This window comes from Ruegeria sp. YTSB088 (genome assembly GCF_059609825.1).
This window is the reverse complement of the sequence record NZ_JBXWMM010000001.1, coordinates 153776-176800: the sequence shown is the minus strand read 5'-3', so window position 1 is coordinate 176800 and position 23025 is coordinate 153776. Positions and strand designations below refer to the sequence as shown.

At 57.5% G+C, this 23025-nt stretch carries 21 protein-coding genes; 8 read left to right on the top strand and 13 right to left on the bottom strand.

The annotated features are described in order from the left end of the window. Positions 1-45 precede the first annotated feature (45 nt). The 6 genes from AC2FFA_RS00890 to AC2FFA_RS00865 form a co-directional block, all read right to left on the bottom strand. A complete protein-coding gene (locus AC2FFA_RS00890; protein ID WP_496849416.1) occupies positions 46-891 on the bottom strand; it encodes an ABC transporter permease in 846 nt (281 codons plus the stop codon). After that, entirely contained in the window at positions 888-1805 is a 918-nt protein-coding gene (locus AC2FFA_RS00885; RefSeq protein ID WP_117869265.1) for an ABC transporter permease, read from the bottom strand. Before AC2FFA_RS00885 ends, AC2FFA_RS00890 begins: the two co-directional genes overlap by 4 nt. Continuing rightward, a complete protein-coding gene (locus AC2FFA_RS00880; protein WP_299896287.1) occupies positions 1802-2245 on the bottom strand; it encodes a GNAT family N-acetyltransferase in 444 nt (147 codons plus the stop codon). The genes AC2FFA_RS00885 and AC2FFA_RS00880 overlap by 4 nt, the downstream gene beginning before the upstream one ends. Further along, on the bottom strand, positions 2235-3032 hold the full coding sequence (locus tag AC2FFA_RS00875; RefSeq protein ID WP_117869266.1) for an ABC transporter ATP-binding protein: 798 nt from the start codon (positions 3030-3032) through the stop codon (positions 2235-2237). The genes AC2FFA_RS00880 and AC2FFA_RS00875 overlap by 11 nt, the downstream gene beginning before the upstream one ends. A 55-nt stretch (positions 3033-3087) precedes the next feature. Continuing rightward, positions 3088-4542 carry a dihydropyrimidinase gene (gene hydA, locus AC2FFA_RS00870; protein WP_117869267.1) on the bottom strand — a complete coding sequence of 485 codons (1455 nt, stop codon included), beginning with the start codon at positions 4540-4542 and terminating at the stop codon, positions 3088-3090. A gap of 92 nt (positions 4543-4634) precedes the next feature. After that, a complete protein-coding gene (locus AC2FFA_RS00865) occupies positions 4635-5885 on the bottom strand; it encodes a Zn-dependent hydrolase (RefSeq protein ID WP_496849413.1) in 1251 nt (416 codons plus the stop codon). A 172-nt stretch (positions 5886-6057) separates the two neighbouring features. Here AC2FFA_RS00865 and AC2FFA_RS00860 point away from each other — a divergent pair, with 172 nt between their 5' ends. Next, complete coding sequence (locus tag AC2FFA_RS00860; RefSeq protein WP_117869269.1) at positions 6058-6666, top strand: TetR family transcriptional regulator C-terminal domain-containing protein; 609 nt, start codon at positions 6058-6060, stop codon at positions 6664-6666. Between the two features lie 47 nt (positions 6667-6713). On the opposite strand, the gene preA is transcribed toward AC2FFA_RS00860, so the two are convergent. The 3 genes from preA to AC2FFA_RS00845 are packed head-to-tail and all read right to left on the bottom strand — an operon-like array spanning position 6714 to position 10254. After that, positions 6714-8018, bottom strand: coding sequence for an NAD-dependent dihydropyrimidine dehydrogenase subunit PreA (gene preA / locus AC2FFA_RS00855; RefSeq protein WP_496849411.1), 1305 nt, complete (start codon positions 8016-8018; stop codon positions 6714-6716). Between the two features lie 18 nt (positions 8019-8036). Continuing rightward, the gene (locus AC2FFA_RS00850) at positions 8037-8873 is read right to left on the bottom strand and encodes a methyltransferase domain-containing protein (RefSeq protein ID WP_496671733.1); all 837 of its coding nucleotides are present in this window, start codon (positions 8871-8873) and stop codon (positions 8037-8039) included. Between the two features lie 46 nt (positions 8874-8919). Next, a complete protein-coding gene (locus AC2FFA_RS00845) occupies positions 8920-10254 on the bottom strand; it encodes an NAD(P)-dependent oxidoreductase (protein ID WP_496849409.1) in 1335 nt (444 codons plus the stop codon). Between the two features lie 453 nt (positions 10255-10707). Here AC2FFA_RS00845 and AC2FFA_RS00840 point away from each other — a divergent pair, with 453 nt between their 5' ends. The 3 genes from AC2FFA_RS00840 (at position 10708) to AC2FFA_RS00830 (ending at position 13781) form a co-directional block, all read left to right on the top strand. After that, positions 10708-11703, top strand: a complete 996-nt coding sequence (locus tag AC2FFA_RS00840; RefSeq protein ID WP_496671727.1) for a GT-B fold glycosyltransferase domain-containing protein — start codon at positions 10708-10710, stop codon at positions 11701-11703. Between the two features lie 72 nt (positions 11704-11775). Further along, the gene (locus AC2FFA_RS00835; protein WP_496849408.1) at positions 11776-13068 is read left to right on the top strand and encodes an O-acetylhomoserine aminocarboxypropyltransferase/cysteine synthase family protein; all 1293 of its coding nucleotides are present in this window, start codon (positions 11776-11778) and stop codon (positions 13066-13068) included. 2 nt (positions 13069-13070) lie between these two features. Beyond that, positions 13071-13781, top strand: coding sequence for a GNAT family N-acetyltransferase (locus tag AC2FFA_RS00830; protein ID WP_496849406.1), 711 nt, complete (start codon positions 13071-13073; stop codon positions 13779-13781). 2 nt (positions 13782-13783) lie between these two features. Here the strand turns inward: AC2FFA_RS00830 and AC2FFA_RS00825 are convergent, their stop codons facing one another. Continuing rightward, complete coding sequence (locus tag AC2FFA_RS00825; protein WP_496849404.1) at positions 13784-14488, bottom strand: SIMPL domain-containing protein; 705 nt, start codon at positions 14486-14488, stop codon at positions 13784-13786. Positions 14489-14643: 155 nt separating this feature from the next. Here AC2FFA_RS00825 and AC2FFA_RS00820 point away from each other — a divergent pair, with 155 nt between their 5' ends. After that, a complete protein-coding gene (locus AC2FFA_RS00820; RefSeq protein WP_496849402.1) occupies positions 14644-16596 on the top strand; it encodes a hypothetical protein in 1953 nt (650 codons plus the stop codon). A gap of 88 nt (positions 16597-16684) precedes the next feature. On the opposite strand, the gene hppD is transcribed toward AC2FFA_RS00820, so the two are convergent. Then, the gene (hppD, locus tag AC2FFA_RS00815; protein WP_496849400.1) at positions 16685-17782 is read right to left on the bottom strand and encodes a 4-hydroxyphenylpyruvate dioxygenase; all 1098 of its coding nucleotides are present in this window, start codon (positions 17780-17782) and stop codon (positions 16685-16687) included. 147 nt (positions 17783-17929) lie between these two features. Between hppD and AC2FFA_RS00810 the strand changes: the two genes are divergently transcribed. Further along, positions 17930-18385 (top strand): Lrp/AsnC family transcriptional regulator, encoded by a 456-nt coding sequence (locus AC2FFA_RS00810; protein WP_117869278.1) that lies wholly within the window; start codon positions 17930-17932, stop codon positions 18383-18385. A gap of 20 nt (positions 18386-18405) precedes the next feature. Further along, complete coding sequence (locus AC2FFA_RS00805; RefSeq protein WP_496717299.1) at positions 18406-20286, top strand: monovalent cation:proton antiporter-2 (CPA2) family protein; 1881 nt, start codon at positions 18406-18408, stop codon at positions 20284-20286. Positions 20287-20316: 30 nt separating this feature from the next. Here AC2FFA_RS00805 and cobT read toward each other — a convergent pair whose 3' ends face one another. Then, entirely contained in the window at positions 20317-21327 is a 1011-nt protein-coding gene (cobT, locus tag AC2FFA_RS00800; protein WP_496849397.1) for a nicotinate-nucleotide--dimethylbenzimidazole phosphoribosyltransferase, read from the bottom strand. Positions 21328-21405: 78 nt separating this feature from the next. Here cobT and cobS point away from each other — a divergent pair, with 78 nt between their 5' ends. Beyond that, complete coding sequence (gene cobS / locus AC2FFA_RS00795) at positions 21406-22170, top strand: adenosylcobinamide-GDP ribazoletransferase (RefSeq protein ID WP_496849395.1); 765 nt, start codon at positions 21406-21408, stop codon at positions 22168-22170. Here the strand turns inward: cobS and AC2FFA_RS00790 are convergent. Then, the gene (locus tag AC2FFA_RS00790; protein ID WP_117869281.1) at positions 22167-22928 is read right to left on the bottom strand and encodes an ion channel; all 762 of its coding nucleotides are present in this window, start codon (positions 22926-22928) and stop codon (positions 22167-22169) included. The genes cobS and AC2FFA_RS00790 overlap by 4 nt on opposite strands. Positions 22929-23025 lie beyond the last annotated feature (97 nt).

Genomic DNA, 23025 nt, shown 5'->3' with positions numbered 1-23025 from the left:
GTTGCTTGTTGTGCCCCAATTTCGGGGTCTGTTGATTTCCTTGTTTTATCCGCGCTGTGACGGGTGCCAGAAGGTCACCACTTTTTCGACCCCCGCCACCAGACCATAAAAAGCTGTACCTGCGAGTGCCGCAACAACGATTTCGGCCCAGACCATGTCTAATGACAGTTGCCCGACGCTGGTAGATATCCGGAACCCCATACCAAGTGTCGGTGAACCGAAGAACTCAGCCACGATAGCGCCGATCAGCGCCAAAGTGGTGGAAATCTTCAGCCCGTTGAAAATGAAGGGCATCGCCGCAGGCAGTCGCAACTTCAAAAAGCTCTGCCAATAGGTTGCGGCATAAGTCTCCATCAGGTCGCGCTGCATCGAGGTGGCCTCACGCAGCCCGGCCACGGTGTTCACGAGCATCGGAAAGAACACCATCACAACCACCACCGCCGCTTTGGAATGCCAGTCAAACCCGAACCACATCACCAGAATGGGGGCGGTCCCGACAATCGGCAGGGCGGCCACGAAATTGCCGACCGGCAACAGGCCCAGACGCAGGAAATCCCAGCGATCCACCGCAATCGCCATCAGAAAGGCCGCAAAGCACCCGATGACATAGCCGCTTAACGCGCCCTTGATGATGGTCTGCACAAAGTCAGCCCACAGGATCGGAAGGCTGTCCGCAAACCGCACCGCAATCACCGATGGCGCTGGCAGGATGACCAGTGGAACCTGAAGGCCGCGCACCAAAAGTTCCCAGATCCCGATGACAGTCAGCCCAAAGATCAAGGGGGCCAGAAACCGCACCATTCGGGTATCGGCGTAAGGCCCACTGGCCAACCGACTGTTCAACCACCAGCCAAAAAGCCAAAGCAGGATAGCACAGAAAACCAGTATCATTGCGCCATCCCCATCCGTTTCAGTACGGCCCGTTCAATCAGCCCCAGCAGCCCGACCAGGCACGCCGCCAGAATGGCTGCAGCAAACAGGGCCGACCAGATCTGTACCGTTTGCCCGTAATAGCTGCCGGCAAGCAACCGCGCGCCCAGACCTGCGACGGCGCCTGTCGGAAGCTCACCAACAATGGCACCGACCAGCGATGCAGCGATCCCAATCTTGAGCGACGTGAACAGATACGGCATCGACGCAGGCAATTGCAGCTTCCAGAAACCCTGAGACCGGCTTGCGTTATACGTCCGCAACAAGTCCAGTTGCATCGCATCAGGACTGCGCAATCCTTTGACCATGCCAACAACAACCGGGAAGAAACTCAGGTAGGCCGATATGATCGCCTTGGGAATGATCCCTTGAATACCAATGGAGTACAAAACAACAATGATCATCGGCGCAAGCGCGATGATCGGAATAGTCTGACTCACAATCGCCCAGGGCATGACCGACAAATCCATCACGCGGCTATGCACGATCCCGACTGCGAGCAGAATGCCCAGCCCGGTGCCAATCGCAAATCCCAGCATCGTAGCACTCAGCGTGACCCAGCCGTGATAGATCAGCGACCGTTTCGAGGTGATCTTTTTCTGGACCGTCGTCTCCCACATCTCGATGGCGACCTGATGCGGGGCCGGCAGTCGAGGCCTGTCCTGTTCCCACGTGGCCGGGATGGCGAAGGCGTTGTTCAAAACAAGACCAACCTCGGACATGTCACGCCGGTCCTTGGCGGATGGCGGCTGCACCACGGCCCCCGCACGTTCCTGTTCGGTCAACACGCCCTTTATGTTCATCGGAATGCAGGCCACGTACCAGAACAGAACAATTGCGGCGACGACGGTGAATACGGCAATGACCTGCTTCATGCACGCCACTCCATCCTATAGACAGGCACGGTATCCGGCGGCACGGGGGGCTCTTCGGCCGTCACTTCGAACCCTTCGCGGCGATAAAAGCGTTGCGCCGATGTATTGGGCCGGTGCGTCGTCAGACAGAGAAAATCGCGGCCCTCTTTTGCTTTGTCGACAAAGCGCTTGCCGATACCCTGTCCCCTCCGGCCGCAATACAGCGCACCGATTTTGTTCTGTGCCGGGTCCACTGACATGTAGCAATCGACCGGATCACCGGCGACCCACATTTCACGGTCGTCGAATGCGTCGCTGATCAGTTTCGCCAGCTCTTCTACCGGCAGTTCATCGGGCATCCAGTCTGTTTGCGTGACCCAGTCATGAACAACCCTGGCGCAGGCTGGCACATCACCTGGAACCGCGCGCCGGATCCTATCCGCATTCAGCTTAGTCGTCATTGGAATGCCCACCCCGCAAACCTTCCCGGACGCGATGCGCGACCTCAATGAACTCCGGAGTGTCACGAATATCCAGCGGCCGCTCCTTGGGCAACGGGCTGTCAATCACATCAGCAATCCGCCCAGGCCGCGGGCTCATCACCACGATCTTTGTGCTCAGGTAAACCGCCTCGGGAATGGAGTGTGTCACGAATCCGATCGTCTTTTCCGTCCGCGCCCAGAGCTCAAGAAGCTGCTCGTTCAGGTGGTCCCGCACGATCTCATCCAGCGCCCCGAACGGCTCGTCCATCAGCAGGATATCCGCATCGAAGGCAAGGGCACGCGCGATACTGGCCCTCTGCTGCATCCCGCCCGACAACTGCCAGGGAAACTTGCCGCCAAACCCTTCCAGATCAACAAGTTCCAGTACCCTCTTCACCTGCTCATCCTGTTCGACAGCGGTGAATCCCATTATCTCAAGAGGCAGTTTTATGTTCTTGGCAATTGTGCGCCAGGGATAAAGGCCCGCAGCCTGAAAGACATACCCGTACGCCCGGTTTCGACGCGCCTCATCGGGGGTCATGCCATTGACGGTCAGCGTCCCGCCCGTAGGTATCTCAAGGGCTGCGATGCAGCGCAGAAAGGTGGTTTTGCCACAACCGGACGGACCGATGAAACTGACGAAATCGCCCTTTTCAATTGTCAGGTTCACGTCCTTGAGGGCGTGTACTGGCCCATCGTTGGTCTGGAATGTCAGGTCTAGCTGCCTTGCCTCGATGACAGGCCGGGTCGTGCTTTCAGTGTTCATTTTATTGCCTTGAGAAGAGTGGTGCCAGGGCCGCCGGCAAGGCCGCCCCAACTGATCAAACACCGGTCGCCGGAATTCCCGTCCGCTCGACAGGCCTTGGGGCCGTCAGCTCTTTCCAGGTGCTCAGCGCCTTGTTGACGGTAGTGTTCGCCTCGCGCGCGACAAAGTCCCCATGACCTTCCTGCGTGCGGATTTCACCGTCATGCACCGCCACCTGTCCCCGTGTCAGGGTAAAGCGTGGCAGACCTTTGACCTCCTTGCCCTCAAACACGTTGTAATCAATCGAGGATTGCTGGGAACCGGCACTGATCGTTTTGGATTTCTCAGGATCCCAAACGACAAGATCAGCATCTGCACCTACCAGAACTGCGCCCTTTTTAGGATAGCAATTCAAAATCTTGGCAATGTTTGTTGAAGTAACAGCTACGAATTCATTCGGCGTCAGGCGCCCTGTGTTGACCCCATGAGTCCACAGCATCGGCATCCGATCTTCCAGCCCGCCGGTGCCGTTCGGGATCTTGGTGAAATCCCCAACGCCAAAGCGTTTCTGTTCGGTTGTGAAGGCGCAATGATCGGTTGCAACCACACTCAACGTTCCGGATTGCAGGCCATTCCACAGACTGTCCTGATGCTGTTTGTTCCGGAACGGAGGGCTCATGACCCGTCGCGCCGCGTGGTCCCAATCCTGATTGAAGTATTCACTTTCGTCCAATGTCAGGTGCTGGATCAGGGGCTCTCCCCACACTCGCTTACCCTGCATTTTCGCCCGGCGGATAGCTTCATGCGCCTCTTCACACGAGGTGTGTACAACGTAAAGCGGCACACCCGCCATGTCCGCAATCATGATCGCCCGGTTGGTGGCTTCACCTTCCACCTGCGGCGGGCGGGAATACGCATGTGCTTCGGGGCCGGTGTTCCCTTCGGCAAGCAGCTTGGCACTCAGTTCTGCCACCACATCCCCGTTCTCGGCATGAACCAGGGCAGTACCGCCAAGCTCCGCAAGACGCTTGAACGAGGCGAACAGCTCATCATCATTCACCATCAGCGCACCCTTGTAGGCCATGAAATGTTTGAAGGTGTTGATACCGCGCGTCTCGATCACGGTTTTGATGTCGTCGAACACCTGTTCTCCCCACCAGGTCACCGCCATGTGGAACGAATAGTCACAATTCGCCCGTGTCGACTTGTTGTCCCAACGTTTCAGTGCATCCAGCAGGCTTTCACCAGGGTTGGGAAGAGCAAAATCGACAACCATCGTCGTGCCGCCGGCCAAGGCCGCCCGCGTCCCGCTTTCAAAGTCATCGCTGGAATAAGTGCCCATGAACGGCATTTCGAGATGGGTATGGGGATCAATCCCGCCCGGCATCACAAAACAGCCGGTTGCGTCCAGCTCCTTATCCCCCGTCAGGTTCATACCGATTTCGGTGATCACGCCACCGTCGACCAATACGTCCGCCTTGTAAGTCAGGTCCGCAGTGACAACGGTTCCGTTTTTGATAACAGTACTCATTTTGAACTCCCTGATGCGGTCTACGCCGCTTGCTTCATCTGGCCAAAAATATCCCGGGGGAGTCGCCCTCGGGGCGACGGGGGCAGCGCCCCCTATTCCACGATTTTGGCAGTCTCGACCACGGCGTGCAGCAGAACATCCGCCCCGGCTGCCGCCCATTCCTTGCTGATTTCCTCGGCCTCGTTATGGCTCAGCCCATCAACACAGGGGCACATGACCATCGCGGTCGGAGCAACCCGGTTGATCCAACAGGCGTCATGCCCCGCACCCGAAATGATATCGGTGTGCGAATAGCCCAGCCGTTCGGCTGCGTTTCGCACGGCAGACACGCAAGCTTCGTCAAATTTCACCGGATCGAACCCACCGACTTTCTCGAATTCGATCTGAAGGCCCATCTCGTCAACGATATCCTCGGCAGCCACCCGCAGGCGGTTTTCCATGTCGGTGATCACCTCCAGCTCGGGCGAGCGGAAATCGACCGTAAACACCACCTTGCCCGGGATCACATTGCGTGAGTTCGGATAGACATCGATATGCCCCGCCGCACCCACCGCATGCGGAGCATGAGACCAGGCGATCTCGTCGACTTTTTCCAGGATCCGCGCCATGGCCAGCCCGGCATTCTTGCGCATCGGCATCGGTGTCGATCCGGTATGAGCATCCTTGCCCGTTACCGTGATCTGCGTCCAACTCAGCCCCTGTCCATGGGTGACGACGCCGATATCGTTGCCTTCGGCTTCAAGGATCGGCCCCTGTTCGATATGCAGCTCAAAGAACGCATGCATCTTGCGGGCGCCCACCTCTTCATCGCCTCGCCAGCCGATACGGTTCAACTCATCCCCGAGCTTTTTGCCCTCAGCGTCTTCGCGGTTATATGCCCAATCCTGCGTGTGCATCCCTGCAAACACGCCCGAGGATAGCATAGCCGGTGCGTAACGCGTGCCTTCTTCGTTTGTCCAGTTGGTGGCGACGATCGGATGTTTTGTCTTGATCCCCAGGTCGTTCAGCGTCCGGATCAGTTCCAGCCCACCCAAGACACCCAGCACACCATCGTATTTACCTCCCGTAGGCTGCGTATCCAGATGCGATCCCACGTAAACCGGCAACGCGTCCGGGTCGGTGCCTTCGCGGAGGGCGAACATGTTGCCCATCTGATCGAGCCCCATGGAACAGCCCGCTTCCTCGCACCACTTCTGGAACAGGGCGCGGCCTTCCGCGTCTTCATCCGTCAGGGTCTGGCGATTGTTGCCGCCGGCGACACCCGGGCCGATCTTGGCCATCTCCATCAGGCTGTCCCACAACCTGTCGCCATTGATCCTGAGATTCTGCGCCGGAGCTGCCATGTTCATCTTCCCTGTTTGCTTGCGATTTAGCTCGCTTTTGGTGTCTTGATTTGACCATATGGTCAAACTCACGCTATCACGGGTTCGGTATCAGTCAAGAATTTGCGCGGCACGGCTGAAATTTTCAGTGTATTCCGCACTTGTTCGACGAAAAAAGAGACACGTTGAAAACATGCCAAAAGACCGCGCACCGACTCGCATTCAGAAAAAGAACCGTGCTGCGATCCTAGAGGCTGCCCTGAACGTGTTTTCTGCTCACGGGTTTCGCGGAGCAACCGTTGATCAGATTGCGGCCGAAGCGGGTCTGAGCAAACCGAACCTGCTGTATTATTTCCCTTCAAAAGAGGCGATCCATACAGAGCTGCTTTCCGGGTTGTTAGAGACCTGGCTGGCCCCGCTGCACGACCTGGACGCAAACGGCGATCCAATGGAAGAAATCCTGGCATACATTCGGCGCAAGTTGCAGATGAGTCAGGAGTTACCACGCGAAAGCCGCCTTTTCGCCAACGAGCTTGTGCAGGGCGCACCGCGCATTCATGATGCTTTGTCCAATGATCTCAAGGCACTGGTCGACGAAAAGACCACGATCCTTACCGGCTGGATGGATCAGGGAAAAATCGCACGAGTGCATCCTTACCACCTGATGTTTTCGATCTGGGCCTTGACACAGCACTATGCTGATTTCGATGTTCAGGTTCGTGCAATTCTGGGCAACGAAGATCCGTTCGAAGGCGCAGAAACCTTTGTTGATACGTTGTACCGAAAACTTCTGAGCCCCTGAAAAAAGGGGCCGCAAAAACGGCCCCTTGACGATCTGTCGCAATCCCCTCATTCGGCCGCTTTGGCCATCGGGTTGTTCGGATGCGTCGTCCAGTTCGCATAAGTTGGCTGAACTTCTTTTCCGGTTCGGGGATCAACCTCGCCCGCTGCCATCGGCACCATATCGATGCAGCCTTCGATCGGGCAAACATCGACGCAGAGGTTACAGGCGACGCACTCGTCATCCATCACCTCGAAGACGCGGTCCTCGGACATGGAAATCGCCTGATGGCTGGTGTCTTCACAGGCCGCGTAACACCGGCCACACTTGATGCACTGATCCTGATCGATCTTGGCTTTGGCGATGTAGTTGAGGTTCAGATACTGCCAGTCGGTGACATTGGGCACCGCGCGCCCGATCACCTCGTCGACGCTTGAATATCCCTTTTCGTCCATCCATTCCGACAGACCCGCAGTCAGTTCGTCGATGATCTTGAAGCCATAGGTCATCGCGGCTGTACACACCTGAACGTTGCCACAGCCCAACGAGATGAACTCGGCCGCATCGCGCCATGTGGTGACGCCGCCGATGCCGGAAATGGGCAGGCCTCGCGTCGCCTCGGCCCGCGCGATCTCGGACACCATCGACAGGGCAATCGGCTTTACTGCCGGGCCGCAATACCCACCGTGACTACCCCTGCCGTCAATCGAAGGTTCAGGGCTGAACGTGTCCAGATTGACGCTGGTGATCGAATTGATTGTGTTGATCAGCGACACCGCATCCGCGCCGCCATTTCTGGCGGCCGCAGCCGGTTTACGGATGTCAGTTATGTTTGGCGTAAGCTTCACGATGACCGGGCGGTCATAGTATTTCTTGCACCAGCGTGTGACCATCTCGATATATTCCGGAACCTGCCCAACGGCCGAGCCCATACCGCGTTCGCTCATCCCATGCGGACAGCCGAAGTTCAGCTCGATCCCGTCGGCACCAGTCTCAGCCACACGCGGCAGTATCGCCTTCCACGCCTCTTCCTCGCATGGCACCATGATTGACGCGATCAGAGCACGGTCCGGGTAATCTGATTTGACCCGCCCCATTTCCTCAAGGTTTACCTCAAGCGGACGATCAGTGATCAGTTCAATATTGTTAAGGCCCAGCAATCTGCGATCAGCGCCATAAATTGCGCCATAACGCGGGCCATTCACGTTCACGACCGGAGGTCCCTCGGACCCAAGAGTTTTCCAGACAACGCCACCCCATCCCGCTTCGAACGCGCGGCGAACGTTGTATTCCTTGTCCGTCGGCGGCGCAGAGGCCAGCCAGTACGGGTTGGGGCTGGAAATGCCCAGAAAGTTTGTCGTCAGATCGGCCATGGCTTCTCCCTTCCCGGCTCAGCCGGTTTTTTTGAATATCATTTCGGTCGGGCGAATGCGCCCGGCCTTGAGGTTTTTGACGTAGTTTTGGAACTTTTCGGGCGCCGTTTCGCCCATCATCAGGTGGATACCCAGCGGTGCTGGTCCGGTCTCGGCTATCTTGGCAAACACGTCCTCGAAGAATTGGATCGCAAACGCGGTGCGGTCTGTTTCGGTGACCAATTCAAGACCAGCCTTCTTTGCGGCGTCCTTATAGACATCCGGCGCGTGAACAAAGGAGGTTTCTGGCAAAGTGGACCAGGGAAGCGGAAAAGCCAGCGGCTCATCCACCTCTCCGCCCATGACGTCGAACAGGGCAAAGGTTCCGCCCGTGGAGAGCGCCCGCGACACTTCCGCAAACAGCCCGGCCTTACTTTCGATGTTCATGCCCACATGCATCATGACCGCAAGGTCGAACCCCGCATCTGGCACAGGCATGTCCAGTGCACTGCCAACGTGAAAGCTGGCCTTTTCAGAATGACCGACCAGATCACTGAGCGCGGCGGCGGTTTCAACGAACTCTGGTGTCAGGTCGACCCCTGTTACCGTTGAATCATATTTGTCCACTATGTACCGGGATGTGCCTCCGATGCCGCATCCGACATCCAGAACACGTGTCGCATGGGTCGGCGAAAGCTGCGCAAACAGGTTGTCGGTTGCAAGAACGCCGCCTGTATGGAACTCATCCCCAGCCTTCAGATCAGCGACCGTGGCCGCATCCGGGTCGATGCCGCTGGCCTCCAGTGCCGCTCGGACGCGTTCGGTCAGTGCACCGGTGGTATAGTGTTGAGCAACAGCTTGTTCGATCTGGGACATGGGAATACCTCAGCAGCGAAAGGAATGGGGTGAATACCCCACCCTATCACGAAAAGAGCGTCGCGTGGATGTCCATTGCCGCGTCCCGACCTTCGGCAACAGCGGTTACGGTCAGGTCTTCGCCACCCGCAGCACAGTCACCACCAGCCCAGACACCAGCCAAGGAGGTTCGGCCAGCCCCGCTGACGGCTATCTTGTTGCCGTCCAGCGTCAGCCCGTCCGGTGTGCCTTCCAGCGTCTGCCCAATAGCCTTGAGCACTTGATCTGCTGGCAGGCGGATCATCTCTCCGGTTCCAGTGAGCTGACCGTTCTGGCTGGATGTATATTCCAACTCAATCTCGGCCGCTGCACCATTGCCGTGTACGGCCACTGGCTGAACATTTGTCAAAATCCGAACACCGTGCGACGCTGCCAGATCCTGCTCGTACCGGCTGGCCCCCATAGCGTCGCGGCCACGACGATAGGCAATGGTCACATGTTCCGCGCCCAGAAGCTTGGACTTCACAGCAGCATCCACCGCGGTCATGCCTCCGCCGATAACGACCACATTCCGCCCAACGGGCAGATTGGCGAGGTCACTGGCCTGCCGCACGTCCGAGATGAAATCGACCGCAGCCCGTACTCCGTCTTTATCGACACCGCCTGCACGCAGGGCGTTGACGCCAGCAAGACCAATGGACAGAAACACCGCGTCGTAGTTTTCGACCAGCCCATCCAATGAGGTGCTTTCGCCCAAAACCGAACCGGTCTCGATTGCAATCCCGCCGATTTTCAGCAGCCAGTCCACCTCGGCCTGTGCAAAATCGTTGGTCGATTTGTAGGCCGCAATACCGTATTCATTCAGGCCGCCGGGTTTGGGCTTGCTTTCATGGATCACCACATCATGGCCCAGCATGGCCAGCCGGTGGGCGCATGCCAGACCCGCAGGCCCAGCCCCCACAACCGCAACTGTCTTACCGGTCGAAGGCGCACGTTCGAACGGATGCACACCCGAGGCCATGATTTCATCGGTGGCAAAACGTTGCAGGCGCCCGATTTCAACCGGTTTTCCTTCGGCGGCTTCGCGAACACAGGCCTCTTCGCACAGTGTCTCGGTTGGACAGACCCGAGCGCACATTCCGCCCAGAATGTTCTGTTCCAGGATCGTGCGCCCTGCTGATTGCGGTTGACCGGCTTGAATCTGGCGAATGAACAACGGGATATCGATATCCGTTGGACAGGCCGTAACGCATGGTGCGTCGTAGCAAAAATAACAGCGATCTGCGGCTACTGCGGCCTCATGCTGCGCAAGTGGCGGATGCAGATCGGTGAAATTTGAGGTCAGCTCATCGCTTGAAAGCCGCCCGGCTACGATACCGGGTGCCATCTGGCCCTGTGCCATCACTCTACTCCCTGTAGATATGTTTGTTATGCTCTCAGCTTGCCACAAATAAATTTTTTATCAATTGGTAAAATTTGCCAAATGGTCAAAAAATGACAAGCCCAGTCAAAATACCTGCATTCTCAGGCGCTTCACCCGCGAACTGAACACAAAAAACGACGTATAACTGAGGCCGGTGTTCGGATTTGACAGAAATACACCCGCCTTCAGGCTGTGCGGGGATCAAAAAAACGGCCCACTGAGCATGGCACGTCGCCGATTTCTCCCTTCCATATGGACTGTGAAACCCTCGAGATGTCTGCAAAGACCACCTTGCGCGAAACCTTCCTCGGCCCGGTGAAGGGAATGACATAGATGATGAAAAATCAAACTATCGGCTTTTGACGCCCCACTCCGCTTGCTGTAACCCGGACCAAGGGTGCCGGTTCCGGCAGCTTTCAGAAATGGGCACAGATGCAGGCAAGTTCTCAGAATTTCAACATCGCGGTTGTCGGGCAAAACAACCGCCTGCAATACGAGGCCCTGTTGTTCGCGGCCTCGCTTCGCCATTGCTCACCTGAGTTCAAGGGCAGGTTGTTTGTTGCCACACCCAACCCGGGCCCGCGCTGGAAGCACGACCCCAGCATTCAGGACGAGGACGTTCTGAGGGCCCTGAACCAGTTGGATGTCGAAATCCTGCCATTCGACTCGCATGTTTTTGGTGAAAGCTACCCTTATGGCAACAAGATCGAGGCTTTGTTGGCCCTGCCGGAAGGTGAACCCTTTGTGTTATTCGATACGGACACGCTGATCACCGGTGACATCACAAGCGTTCCGTTCGATTTCGACCGCCCCGGAGCCTCATTGAAGGTCGAGGGCACGTGGCCAAAGCCGACGCTGTACGGCCCCGGCTTTGACGGTATCTGGCGGGCGCTTTATGCGCGCTTCGGGCTGGATTTCGAAAGCTCGGTGGATCCGGACCAACCCGATGGTTACTGGCGGCGCTACCTTTACTTCAACGCGGGTTACTTCTTTTACAAATGCCCCAGGATTTTCGGTGAACGGTACCTGGACTACGCAAGAACGATCCGGGATGAAAACATTCCCGAATTGACGGGCCAGAACCTTGACCCATGGCTGGATCAGGCGGCCCTGCCGCTGGTCATTCATTCTTTCGGCGGCGGGCGGGATGCTTTGCCTGACGGGCTTCTGGACGGTTCCGTCAGCTGCCACTATCGCCTGTTCCCTTTGCTTTATGCCCGCGAAAGCGATCACGTGATCGATGTGCTGGAAACCGTCGTGGCCCCCAACAAAGTCAAAAAAGTGCTCAAACAGTATGATCCGCTGAAAAAGCTGGTTCTTCAGGGGAAAGGCGCGAAAATCCGCGGCCTGTTTGATCAGGACAACCTGCCGCGACGGGAGCAAGCGCTGCGCAACGCGATCAAAAGCAAAGGCCTCTGGCTGCGCTGACAGGATCGTTGTGCGCAGGCGGGCAATGGCCTACAGATTCCGCAAGACAGATACCAACAGGAGATTTTCAAGATGTCTGACGGCCCGACCTACGGTTTCGACACATTGCAAATTCATGCGGGCGCCCGCCCCGACCCGGCGACCGGAGCGCGCCAGACACCGATTTATCAGACAACTGCCTATGTGTTCCGCGATGCGGACCACGCAGCGGCCTTGTTCAACCTGCAAGAGGTGGGCTTTATCTATTCCCGCCTGACCAACCCAACCGTCGCCGTTCTGCAGGAACGCGTGGCGACGCTTGAGGGCGGCGTCGGCGCAGTCTGCTGCTCGTCCGGGCATGCAGCACAGATCATGGCGCTGTTCCCGTTGATGGGACCGGGTTGCAACGTTGTCGCCTCGACCCGTCTGTATGGCGGCACGGTCACGCAGTTCAGCCAGACGATCAAACGTTTTGGCTGGTCGGCAAAATTCGTGGACACCGATGATCTGGATGCCGTAAAAGCTGCCATCGACGAAAACACCCGCGCGGTTTTCTGCGAATCCATCGCCAACCCTGGCGGTTATGTGACTGATATCCGTGCGTTGGCAGACGTTTCTGATGTTGCGGGCATCCCGCTGATCGTCGACAACACCTCAGCCACGCCGTACCTGTGCCGCCCGATTGAGCACGGTGCGACGCTGGTTGTGCATTCGACCACCAAGTACCTGACCGGCAACGGCACCGTCACTGGCGGGTGCATCGTGGATTCGGGCACGTTCGACTGGTCCGCGAATGACAAATTCCCGTCACTGAGCGAACCCGAACCAGCCTATCACGGCCTGAAGTTCCACGAGACCTTTGGCCCGCTGGCCTTCACGTTCCACGGTATTGCCATTGGCCTGCGCGATCTGGGTATGACCATGAACCCACAGGCAGCCCATTACACGCTGATGGGAATCGAAACACTGTCGCTGCGGATGGAGCGTCACGTTGAAAACGCCCAGAAAATCGCTGCGTGGCTGGAAGCGGATGACCGGGTGGAATACGTCACCTATGCGGGATTGCCGTCATCGCCTTACAAGGACCGGGTCAAGTCACAATATCCACGTGGCGCCGGTGCATTGTTCACCTTTGCGGTGAAGGGTGGCTATGACGCCTGTATCAAACTGGTCAACGCCCTTGAGATTTTCAGCCATGTGGCCAATCTGGGTGACGCACGCTCGCTGATCATTCACTCGGCCTCGACCACCCACCGACAACTGACGCCGGAACAGCAGGAGGCTGCCGGCGCAGGTCCGGGCGTGGTGCGTGTTTCCATCGGGATCGAGGACGTGAACGATCTGATCGCGGATCTTGATCAAGCTCTGGCTAAAGCCAGCGCCTGACGATGACCGGGCACGACACAAACGACCTTGGCCAGCCCATCGGTTTACCGGTTTCGGGTGAATTTCCGCGCCCGACACCGCCGTATACACCGATGGAAGGACAGTATTGTTCTGTCGTGCCACTTGATGTGAACAGACATGCGCCCGGACTGTTCCGGGCGTTTGCAAATGACAGGGATGGTCGTAACTGGACATACCTGCCCTATGGCCCGTTTGACAGTGAGCCGCAGTTTGAAGACTGGGTCCGTGCCAACTGCATGGATGCGGACCCGATGTTTCATACTGTATTGGATGCGGACGAGGTGCCGGTGGGCATGGCATCTTATCTGAGGATCGAACCCGCAGCTGGCGCCATCGAAGTTGGGCATATCCACTTTTCCCCGCTGCTGCAGCGCAAGCCGCAATCGACAGAGGTCATGTACCTCATGATGAAGCGGGTTTTCGACGAGCTTGGCTATCGCCGGTATGAGTGGAAATGTGATGCGCTGAATGCACCGTCACGCAGTGCCGCTGAACGGCTGGGATTTACTTTCGAAGGGGTGTTCCGGCAGGCGACCCATTACAAGGGCCGCAACAGGGACACGGCATGGTACGCGATCATCGACAGTGAATGGCCGCGCATCCGCGATGCATTCGAATCCTGGCTGTCGCCCGACAATTTTGACAGCAAGGGCCAGCAGCGTAAACCGCTGATGGCCCGTGCGAAAGCTTGATCTTATTCCGAAATCTCGAATTCCATCGAGACACTGACGGAAACCGAGACCTCTCCGCCTGCAACGGGAACACCACCCGCATCCGCCATGCTCATGGCGCGCATTTCGGCCATCGGACGGATACCGGCCGTTTGTTCGGATATGGATTGAACCGGGCCGAGCGTTACGCCCGCTGACTGCGCCAACTGTTCTGCCTTGGCAGTGGCTTCACCGACGGCTTTGGCGCGGGCTTGCGCTTCGATCGGTTTGGGATCCTGTACGCCAAAGCTCAAGCCCCCGAAATCATTGGCGCCGTCCTGAATGACCGCGTCCATGATTTTCCCCAATTGGGTCAGGTCGCGCACGCGCACAAACACGCGGTTGGACGCTGTAAAGCCGGTGATTTCAGGCTTCTCCCCATTCTGTCCATGACGACCCGACCAAACGGGCGACAACGACAGGTCCCGTGTCTGGACGTCACGATCTTCGATACCCATCTCGGTCAGGCGCGCCAGGACTTTGGAAACTGCATCCGACGTTGCCTGCATCGCAGCCGAGGCTTCGGCGTTTTCGTTTGTTACGCCCAGCGTGATCGTCGCCATATCGGGTGCGACCTGCACGGTCCCGGTTGCATCAACGGTGATGCGACGTTCTTCCGCATGGGCTGCTCCAGCGGCCGTTGCCGCCATCATCGCGGCCAGAAAAGCGAATGTCTTCAAGGTTATCACTCCAATTTGTTCTGTTCCAAGATGGGTTGGCAGGGCTTGGCCATACAAGAGGAGAGGTTGCCTTTTTCTTTCCCTCGGCGGGTTCCTGCTTTAATGTCGGCCTGCACACGCAAAGTCGTTTGCATTGACGTTGATAATTATGGTTCCTCCGGAATATGAAACCCGCCTTTGCGCTGTCTTTTTCTACGACCGGAATAACACTGCACCACCGTTCGGATGACGACTGGTTCGTCATCGGTACGATTCCGCTGGATGTTCCGGACTTGTCCGGACAGATGCAGGCGTTGCGGGAAAAGGCATTTGCGCTGGAAAATGATCTGAGCTGCAAGCTTGTGCTGCCGGCGGATCAGGTTCGGTTTCTACAGCTATCGACCGATGGGTTGCCCCCAAAAGACCGGACGGAACGTATCAAGAATGCTCTGGTGGAAGCCACACCTTACGCCCTGTCAGAACTGAGTTATGACAGCCAGACCGAAGGTGATACGACCTATGTTTCTGCCGTCGCGGTTGAAACTCTGGCCGAAGCGCGAACCTTTGCCTCGGAACATGGTTTTGTGGTGGTGACGTTCACCGCCGAAGGTCACGAGGGCGCGTTCCCGCGCGAGGCGGTGTTCCGCGAAACCTCAAACAGTTCCGAGGGTTCACACCCGGAAGACCAGCCTGCACTGGTAGAAACGGACGCTCCTGAACAGGCCAATACGTCCGGCCTGCCCACCCATCCTATTGCCGGCACCACCGCACCCGAGGCTTTCCGCGTGCCCCCGGAAACCACGGGTAAGAACGTTGATGGGCCTGCGGGGGTAAACCGGTCTGCCATTCCTGTCTTTGCCGCTGTGCTGCTTGTTGGCGGACTTGTTGGCTCATGGCTGGCAACGGGGTTCGGCTCTGAACAGGATCAGGCGGAACAGAGCCCTGCGCCGGTCGAGGTTTCGACCCCAGAACCAACCCCAGGGCCCACGCCCGAGCCAGAGCCGGACACGGCCGCGCTGGAGGACCCGCAGGAAGTATTTCCGGATCTTGCCACCGATGATCCTGAAGAGCCTCGAACCAACGTCTCAGAGGCGGAGACCGATGCGCAGCCGGATCTGACCGCAACAGACGCAGCAATTCTGGAAGCCCTCAAGGTTGCCCCTACCCCGGTGGAATCCGTCGCTCAGGACCCCGCGACACAGAAGGATATACAGGCCGTTACGGGCGTCAACACAACCGCGCCTGCAGCACCGGAAATATCGGAGACCGTGGAACCGCAGGAGTTTTATCTGGCATCGCTTGACAACTCCGATCTGTTCACCGATGCGGTTGCCTTGCCTCCCGACCCCAGTTTTGACACTGACGCTCCTTTCAAACCCGACGTATCCCCAAACATTGCTGGCACACGATTTGATCTGGATGAGAACGGCCTGGTCGTGCCAACACCGGATGGCACCGTGAATCCGGATGGGGTCATTGTTTTTCTGGGGCGCCCCTCCAAGGTTCCGCCTGAAACTCCGGTTCGTTTCGAAGAAGAACCGCTGGTTGACGAAGCCGACGGCAGGTTGGCCGGAATTCGCCCCAAGCCACGCCCCTCCGATCTGGTTGAAAATTTTGAGCGCGGCCAGCTAGGTGGCCGGTCATTGGAAGAGCTGGCGAGCAAGCGGCCCAAAGAGCGCCCCAAAAGCCTTCAGGTTCAGCCGCAAGTTGACGAAGCACCAACCGCTTTGGCTGTCGTCAGAGTCCCGCGCCCCAAGTCCCGTCCAGCCGGATTGGCCCCTGCCAAAACACCCGCTTCAAGCAGTTCAAATCTGGGGTCTACGGCAGCATTGGATCAGACATCTGATGAAGCAGGGTCGTTCCAACCAAAGACCGTCGCACCCAAAATCCCCTCGACCGCGTCCGTCGCACGACAAGCCACGATCGACAACGCAATCAATCTGCGCAGGCTGAACCTGATCGGAGTCTACGGAACGCCAGCCAACAGACGCGCATTGGTGCGGCTTCCCAGCGGGCGTTACAAGAAGCTGAAAGTCGGAGACCGCATTGACGGCGGCAAGGTCATTGCGATCAGTGACAGTGAACTTCGGTATCAGAAAAAGGGTCGAAACGTGACGCTGGCGATGCCGCGCAGCTGAAACCGGCAATCGATCTTTTGACGCAACAACTGTCACATAAAAGCGCCGGAGGCAGATGAACAGCCCCCGGCGTGCCAGTGCGTTTCAATCAGGCTGCGGAAATCTCGCCGCTTTCGATCTGCTGGCGTTCGATGGATTCGAATAGCGCCTGGAAATTCCCCTCGCCGAAACCATCGTCACCTTTGCGCTGAATGAACTCAAAGAAGATCGGACCGATGACAGTCTTCGAGAATATCTGTAGCAAGATCCGGGTCTCACCCCCATCAACGACACCTTCGCCATCGATCAGGATGCCGTGTTTCATCATCCGGTCCAGCGGCTCATCGTGGTCGGCCACGCGGGTCTTGGACATTTCGTAGTACGCCTTGTTCGGGCCCGGCATGAATTTCAGGCCGTTTTCCGCAATTGCATCGGTCGAGGCGTAAATGTCGTCACTGCCGACGGCGATATGCTGAATGCCTTCACCTTTGTATTTCTTAAGATAGGACACGATCTGACCCGTTTCACCGCGATCTTCGTTGATCGGAATACGGATGCGGCCACAGGGAGATGTCAGCGCGCGGCTGAAAAGCCCGGTGAACTTGCCCTGAATGTCAAAGAAGCGGATTTCGCGAAAGCTGAACAGGTCGCCGTAGAACTTGAACCACTTGTCCATGTTGCCCTTGTAGACGTTGTGCGTCAGGTGATCGAGATAGAAGAACCCCACACCCCGTGGTTTGGATTCTTTGATCCACTCGAATTCCTGATTGTAGGGCGACGTGTCGTAGTACTGATCAATGAAATAGATCAATGATCCGCCGATGCCCTTGATCGCAGGCACATTCATGGTCTTGTCGGCACCGTCGTAAGGTTCTGCACCCTTTGATACCGCATGGTCATATGCTTTCTGCGCGTCCACGACTCTCCAGCCCATAGAAGGAGCGCACGGGCCGTGTTCCGCCACGAACTTTTCCGCGAAACTGTCAGGGTCAGCGTTGAGAATATAGGTGACATCCCCTTGCTGCCACAGTTCGATGGCAGGTTTGTCTTTATGGCGGGCCACCAGGTCGAACCCAATCTTTGCGAACAGATCACGCAGCTCCTGCGGTTCAGGATGGGCAAACTCGACGAATTCAAACCCATCGGTACCGGCAGGGTTTTCTTCGCTGATAACAGATTTCGGTGCGTTGTGCGGGAAAGGACCCATGGCGCGTCTCCTTCGAGAACAGGAATTTCTTTGCTGATTCAAAAATACGACGTTTTTGACGCTGTTTCTGCGCATTGTTTTCTTGTAGACTGCCGTTAGACGCGCAAAACGCGCATAAAAGTTATAAAAGTCAGGATTCTTCCGCACATGCTGGACGCGACCGACAAGCGATTGCTCTCCGCCCTGCAGAAGGACGCGCATCTGACCGCACACCAACTGGGCGAGATGCTGAACCTGTCGCCCAGTCAGGCAGGACGTCGCCGACAACGGCTTGAGGCCGAAGGGTACATCACCGGGTATGCCGCCCGGCTTGACCCGCTGAAACTGGGTCTTCACGTGCAAGGCTTTGTTCAGGTTCATCTGGGTACTCATGGCCCTGAACAATCCGCAAGCTTTGCCCGCATGGTCGATACCCGTCCCGAAATTACCAGCGCATGGACGATGACCGGAGAGGCAGATTACCTGCTGCATATCTACTGTGACGATCTTTCCGCCCTCAACAGCTTGCTACATTCGGTCATCCTGCCGCATCCTGCCGTTGCAAGAGTTCAGAGCCAGATCGTAATGGATCAACTGAAACGCGACGCGCCCCTGCCCACCTGAACGGGCCCGAGAGGACACAAATGGACGTTTTCCTATACCAGGCTTCGATCTATCTGGCAGCGGCAGTCATCGCCGTTCCCCTGTCTGCGAGGCTAGGCTTGGGATCGGTTCTGGGATACCTGGCCGCCGGGATCATCATTGGCCCTGTTCTCGGGCTTGTCGGCGCGGAAACGGAAAACCTTCAGCACGTTGCCGAATTCGGCGTGGTGATGATGCTGTTCCTGATTGGCCTTGAACTGGAGCCGCGCGCGCTGTGGGATATGCGTGACAAGTTGCTGGGGTTGGGCGGGTTGCAGGTTGCGTTGTCAACGGCTGCGATCGCTGCCGTGGCAATCTATGCGAACCACCCGTGGTCGGTTGCTCTGGCCGTCGGGCTGACCTTGTCGCTGTCCTCTACAGCAATCGTTCTTCAGACCCTGTCGGAAAAGGGCCTGATGCAGACAAATGGCGGTCGAGCTACATTTTCGGTGCTGCTGACACAGGACATTGCGGTCATTCCGATCTTGGCCTTGCTGCCACTTCTGGCCTTGCCGGCCATGCCTCATATCGAATCGGATGGTTCGATCGACCGCGGGGCCGGTGATCTTCACGGCGCGGACCATCACAGCCTTTCTCTGGTCGAAGGTTTGCCGGGTTGGGCCGTCACGCTGGTCACGATCGGCGCAGTTGTGTTTGTCATTCTGGCCGGTGTCTACCTGACCCGCCCGCTGTTTCGCTTCATCCACGCGACCCGCCTGCGCGAGATGTATACCGCTCTGGCGCTAATGATCGTGGTCGGGATTTCCTTCCTGATGACCCTCGTCGGCCTTTCCCCTGCCCTTGGCGCTTTTCTGGCGGGCGTGGTTCTGGCCAGTTCCGAGTTCAGACACGAAATGGAAAGCGACCTTGAGCCATTCAAAGGGCTATTGCTCGGACTTTTCTTTATTACGGTCGGTGCTGGTATTGATGTTGCGTATTTCTTCGATGACCCCCTTGACCTGATCGGTCTGGCGCTTCTTTTGATCCTTGCAAAAGGGATCATCCTGTATCTCGTTGGCAAGGCGTTCAAGCTGCATGCGCGCGATCACTGGCTGTTCACGTTGGGGCTGGCGCAAGCCGGTGAGTTTGGCTTTGTCCTGCTGGCATTTTCAACGCAACAGAATGTCATACCCCCCGACCTGTCCCAAAAACTGCTGATGATCATCGCTCTGACGATGCTGATCACACCGCTTCTGTTTATCCTCTACGATCTTCTGTCTCGAAAGATCGGCGACACCTCCAAAGAACCTGTACCGGACGAGATTGATGAAAAAGGCCCCGTCATAATTGCCGGGATTGGCCGGTTCGGACAGATTGTAAACCGGCTGGTGCGGGCCAGCGGTTTCAAGACGGTTGTACTGGACCACAACATCGAAACAATTCAGCTGATGCGCCGTTTCGGCGTCAAAGGCTTTCTGGGCGATCCCACTCGCCCCGAGTTGCTGCGCGCTGCGGGGTTGGAAAAAGCGTCGGTCCTTGTGGCTGCTATGGATGACCACAAGCAAGTCACACGGCTCGTCAGTTTTGCCAGACGGCAGCGCCCTGACTTGCACATCATCGCCCGCGCCCGAGATCGAACCCATGTGTATGAGCTTTATCAGGCTGGTGCCAATGACATCGTGCGGGAACTGTTCGACAGCTCGCTGCGCGCAGGCCGCTATGTTCTGGAGAATATAGGGTTGAGTGAATACGAGGCCGCGCAGGCGGAGCAGACCTTTTACCACCATGACCGGATGTCAGTTCGCGATCTGGCCGAGCTTTGGGTCCCGGGTTTGCCAACAGCGGAAAACAAGAAGTACATCGAGCGCGCGCAGCAACTGGAAAAAGATCTGGAAACCGCGCTGCTGGAACTGGCTGAAAAGCACGCCAAGAAATCCGCCTGACCCAGGTCTGTGCCCGGGTCACGCAAGTACTCAGCCGTCAGATACCCCCGCCTCGGCAAAGGTCGCCATACCGGAATGGCAGGCCACGGCGCTTTTGAGAATGTTGATCGCCAGAGCCCCGCCCGACCCTTCACCCAGCCGGAGACCAAGGCTCAACAGCGGTTCCTTGCCCAGCTTCGCCAACACGGCGCCATGCGCAGCCTCGGCGCTTTGGTGGCCTGCCACGGCGTGATCCAGTGCGGTATCCGACAGCCTCCACAGGCAGGCAGCGGCGGCCGAGCAGATGAACCCATCAAGGATCACAGGAATGCGCAATACTCGCGCAGCGGCAATCGCCCCGGCCATCGCTGCGATCTCACGCCCTCCGAGGCAGCGCAGGATTTCCAGGCCATCCTCTGACCTGTGCAACGCTACACCATCGGCCACAACACGGGTCTTGTTGGTCAGACCTGCATCATCGACGCCCGTCCCGCGACCCGTCCAATCGGACGCGTCACCACCAAACAGCGCGCAGGCAATGGCGGCAGCCGAGGTGGTGTTGCCAATGCCCATCTCGCCCACGACCAACAGGTCAGCCTGCTGATCCACGGCCTGCCAGCCGGTACGCAGCGCGTCCAGCAATTCGGCTTCCGTCATGGCCGGTGCCTGGGTGAAATCTGCGGTCGGGTTGTCCAGATCCAGTGCGTGTACATCCATCGCCGCACCCGCCGCCCGGGCCAATTGGTTGATCGCCGCACCGCCATGTTCGAAGTTCATCACCATTTGCACGGTCACTTCCGAGGGAAAAGCCGAGACCCCCTGTGCAGTGACTCCGTGGTTTCCGGCAAAGACAATGACCTGTGGCGCCGCGATCTGTGGCCGGGCATCTCCTCGCCATCCTGCGTACCAGATAGCCAAATCCTCAAGTCGCCCCAGCGCACCCGGGGGTTTCGTCAGTTGTCCGTTTCGCTCTGCCGCGCCCTGCGCCGCGGTGGCATCCGGCCCCGGAGCAGCAGCGAGCGTAGCGCGGAACGCGTTCAAATCATTCAGTTCAGGCAACATGAAAGCCTCATTGCATCAGAGTGGTCCTGTGTGTTTAACCGAAGCATTGAATCCAACAAGACCCCGAAAGGCACGGGCGTGCAAAAAAACGACACCAAACCCTTTTCCCTGTGGGATATTCCGCTGGCGCTGGTGCTGCTGACCCGCCTGCCCCTGCCTCGGTTGCCTGAACCTGTGTTCAGACGGCAGGCACAGGCGGCATGGGCCTTCCCCGTCGCCGGGCTGGTCGTCGGAGGGATTGCCTGTATGGTTGGATGGCTGGCAATGGTCTTTCATCTGTCCCCGTTGGTTGCTGCGACCTTGTTGGTTGCGACATTGATCATGATGACGGGTGCAATGCACGAGGACGGTCTGGCAGATACGTTCGACGGCCTCTGGGGCGGTTTCACCCCCGAACGCCGACTTGAAATCATGAAAGACAGCCAGATCGGAACCTATGGTGTTCTTGCTTTGGTTATCTCTCAGCTTGCTCGGGTTTTGGCAGTTGCCGCGATTTTGGCAAGCGGATCGGTTTGGACGATTCTGGCGGCTTGCGCGTGTTCACGCGCCCTGATGCCGGTTTTGATGACATCCCTGCCGAACGCCAGAAAATCTGGGCTGAGCCATTCGGTGGGAACCCCCAGCAACATTTCGGTCAGCATGTCCCTGGGCCTGGCCGTTCCAATCGCCGTTTTCCTGTGCGGGGGTATGGCGATCACCGCCATCTTCTCTGCTGCCTTGGTTGCAGCCATCTTGGCGTTGATAGCGCGCAAGAAAATCGGCGGCCAGACCGGGGACATACTTGGGGCATCGCAACAACTGGCAGAGATCGCGTTTCTGCTTGCCATCAGCGCCCGGATTTAGGACGCGCCGCCAGTTTCGATCCGCAGTGTTCCACCACAATGCTTGCAATGCACGGCATCCGGATCATGCCGATACAACCCGCAGCTTGGGCATTTGTGACGTACTTTCTGCGGCATAAAGATCGCCTGCGCCAAACGGACAAACAACGCGACACCCACGACCATGATGAAAACCGAGAACAGCTTCCCCCAAGGGGTGCTCAGCGTGATGTCACCGAAACCAGTTGTCGTCAGGGTGGCCATGGTGAAATACAGCGCGTCTATGTAAGGCGTCTGTGCGTCTTCCGGAATAAAGAACACCAAAACCGCCGTAGAGGTGGCAAAGACAAAAACCATCAGATTGATCGCTGCAATCACCGCGTCTTCATGGGTGCGAAAAAAGCTGCTGTCGCGTCGCAAGTCCCTGAGCAGATGGTATGAGTGGATCAAGCGCAGGGCACGCAGAATCCTCAGGAAAGCCAGGTTGCCCGTCAGAAACGGATCCAGAACCAACGACATGATAACGACAATATCCGCCAGCGTATAAATCTGGCGCAGCAGCTTCCAGCGGTCTTTTGAAATCCAAAGCCGCGCAGAGAAGTCCAACAAAATCAAAAAACCGATCAACTGGCTTGCAAGGACCAAGCCGGGACCGTGAGGGACATGTGCCGTCGCGACAAAGAAAACGATTGTCGTAACATCGAACAGGATCAGCGCGTACCGAAACCAGACCGAAATCGGGTCATGTCCGATATACAGATATCTAACTGTCTGCTTCATGTCCGCCCTGTAGCTTGCTGCATCTACAGTGAAATTAGCGGCACTTCGGCAATTCACCAAGTCACGAAAAAGGCCGCCCCAAACTTGGAGCGGCCCG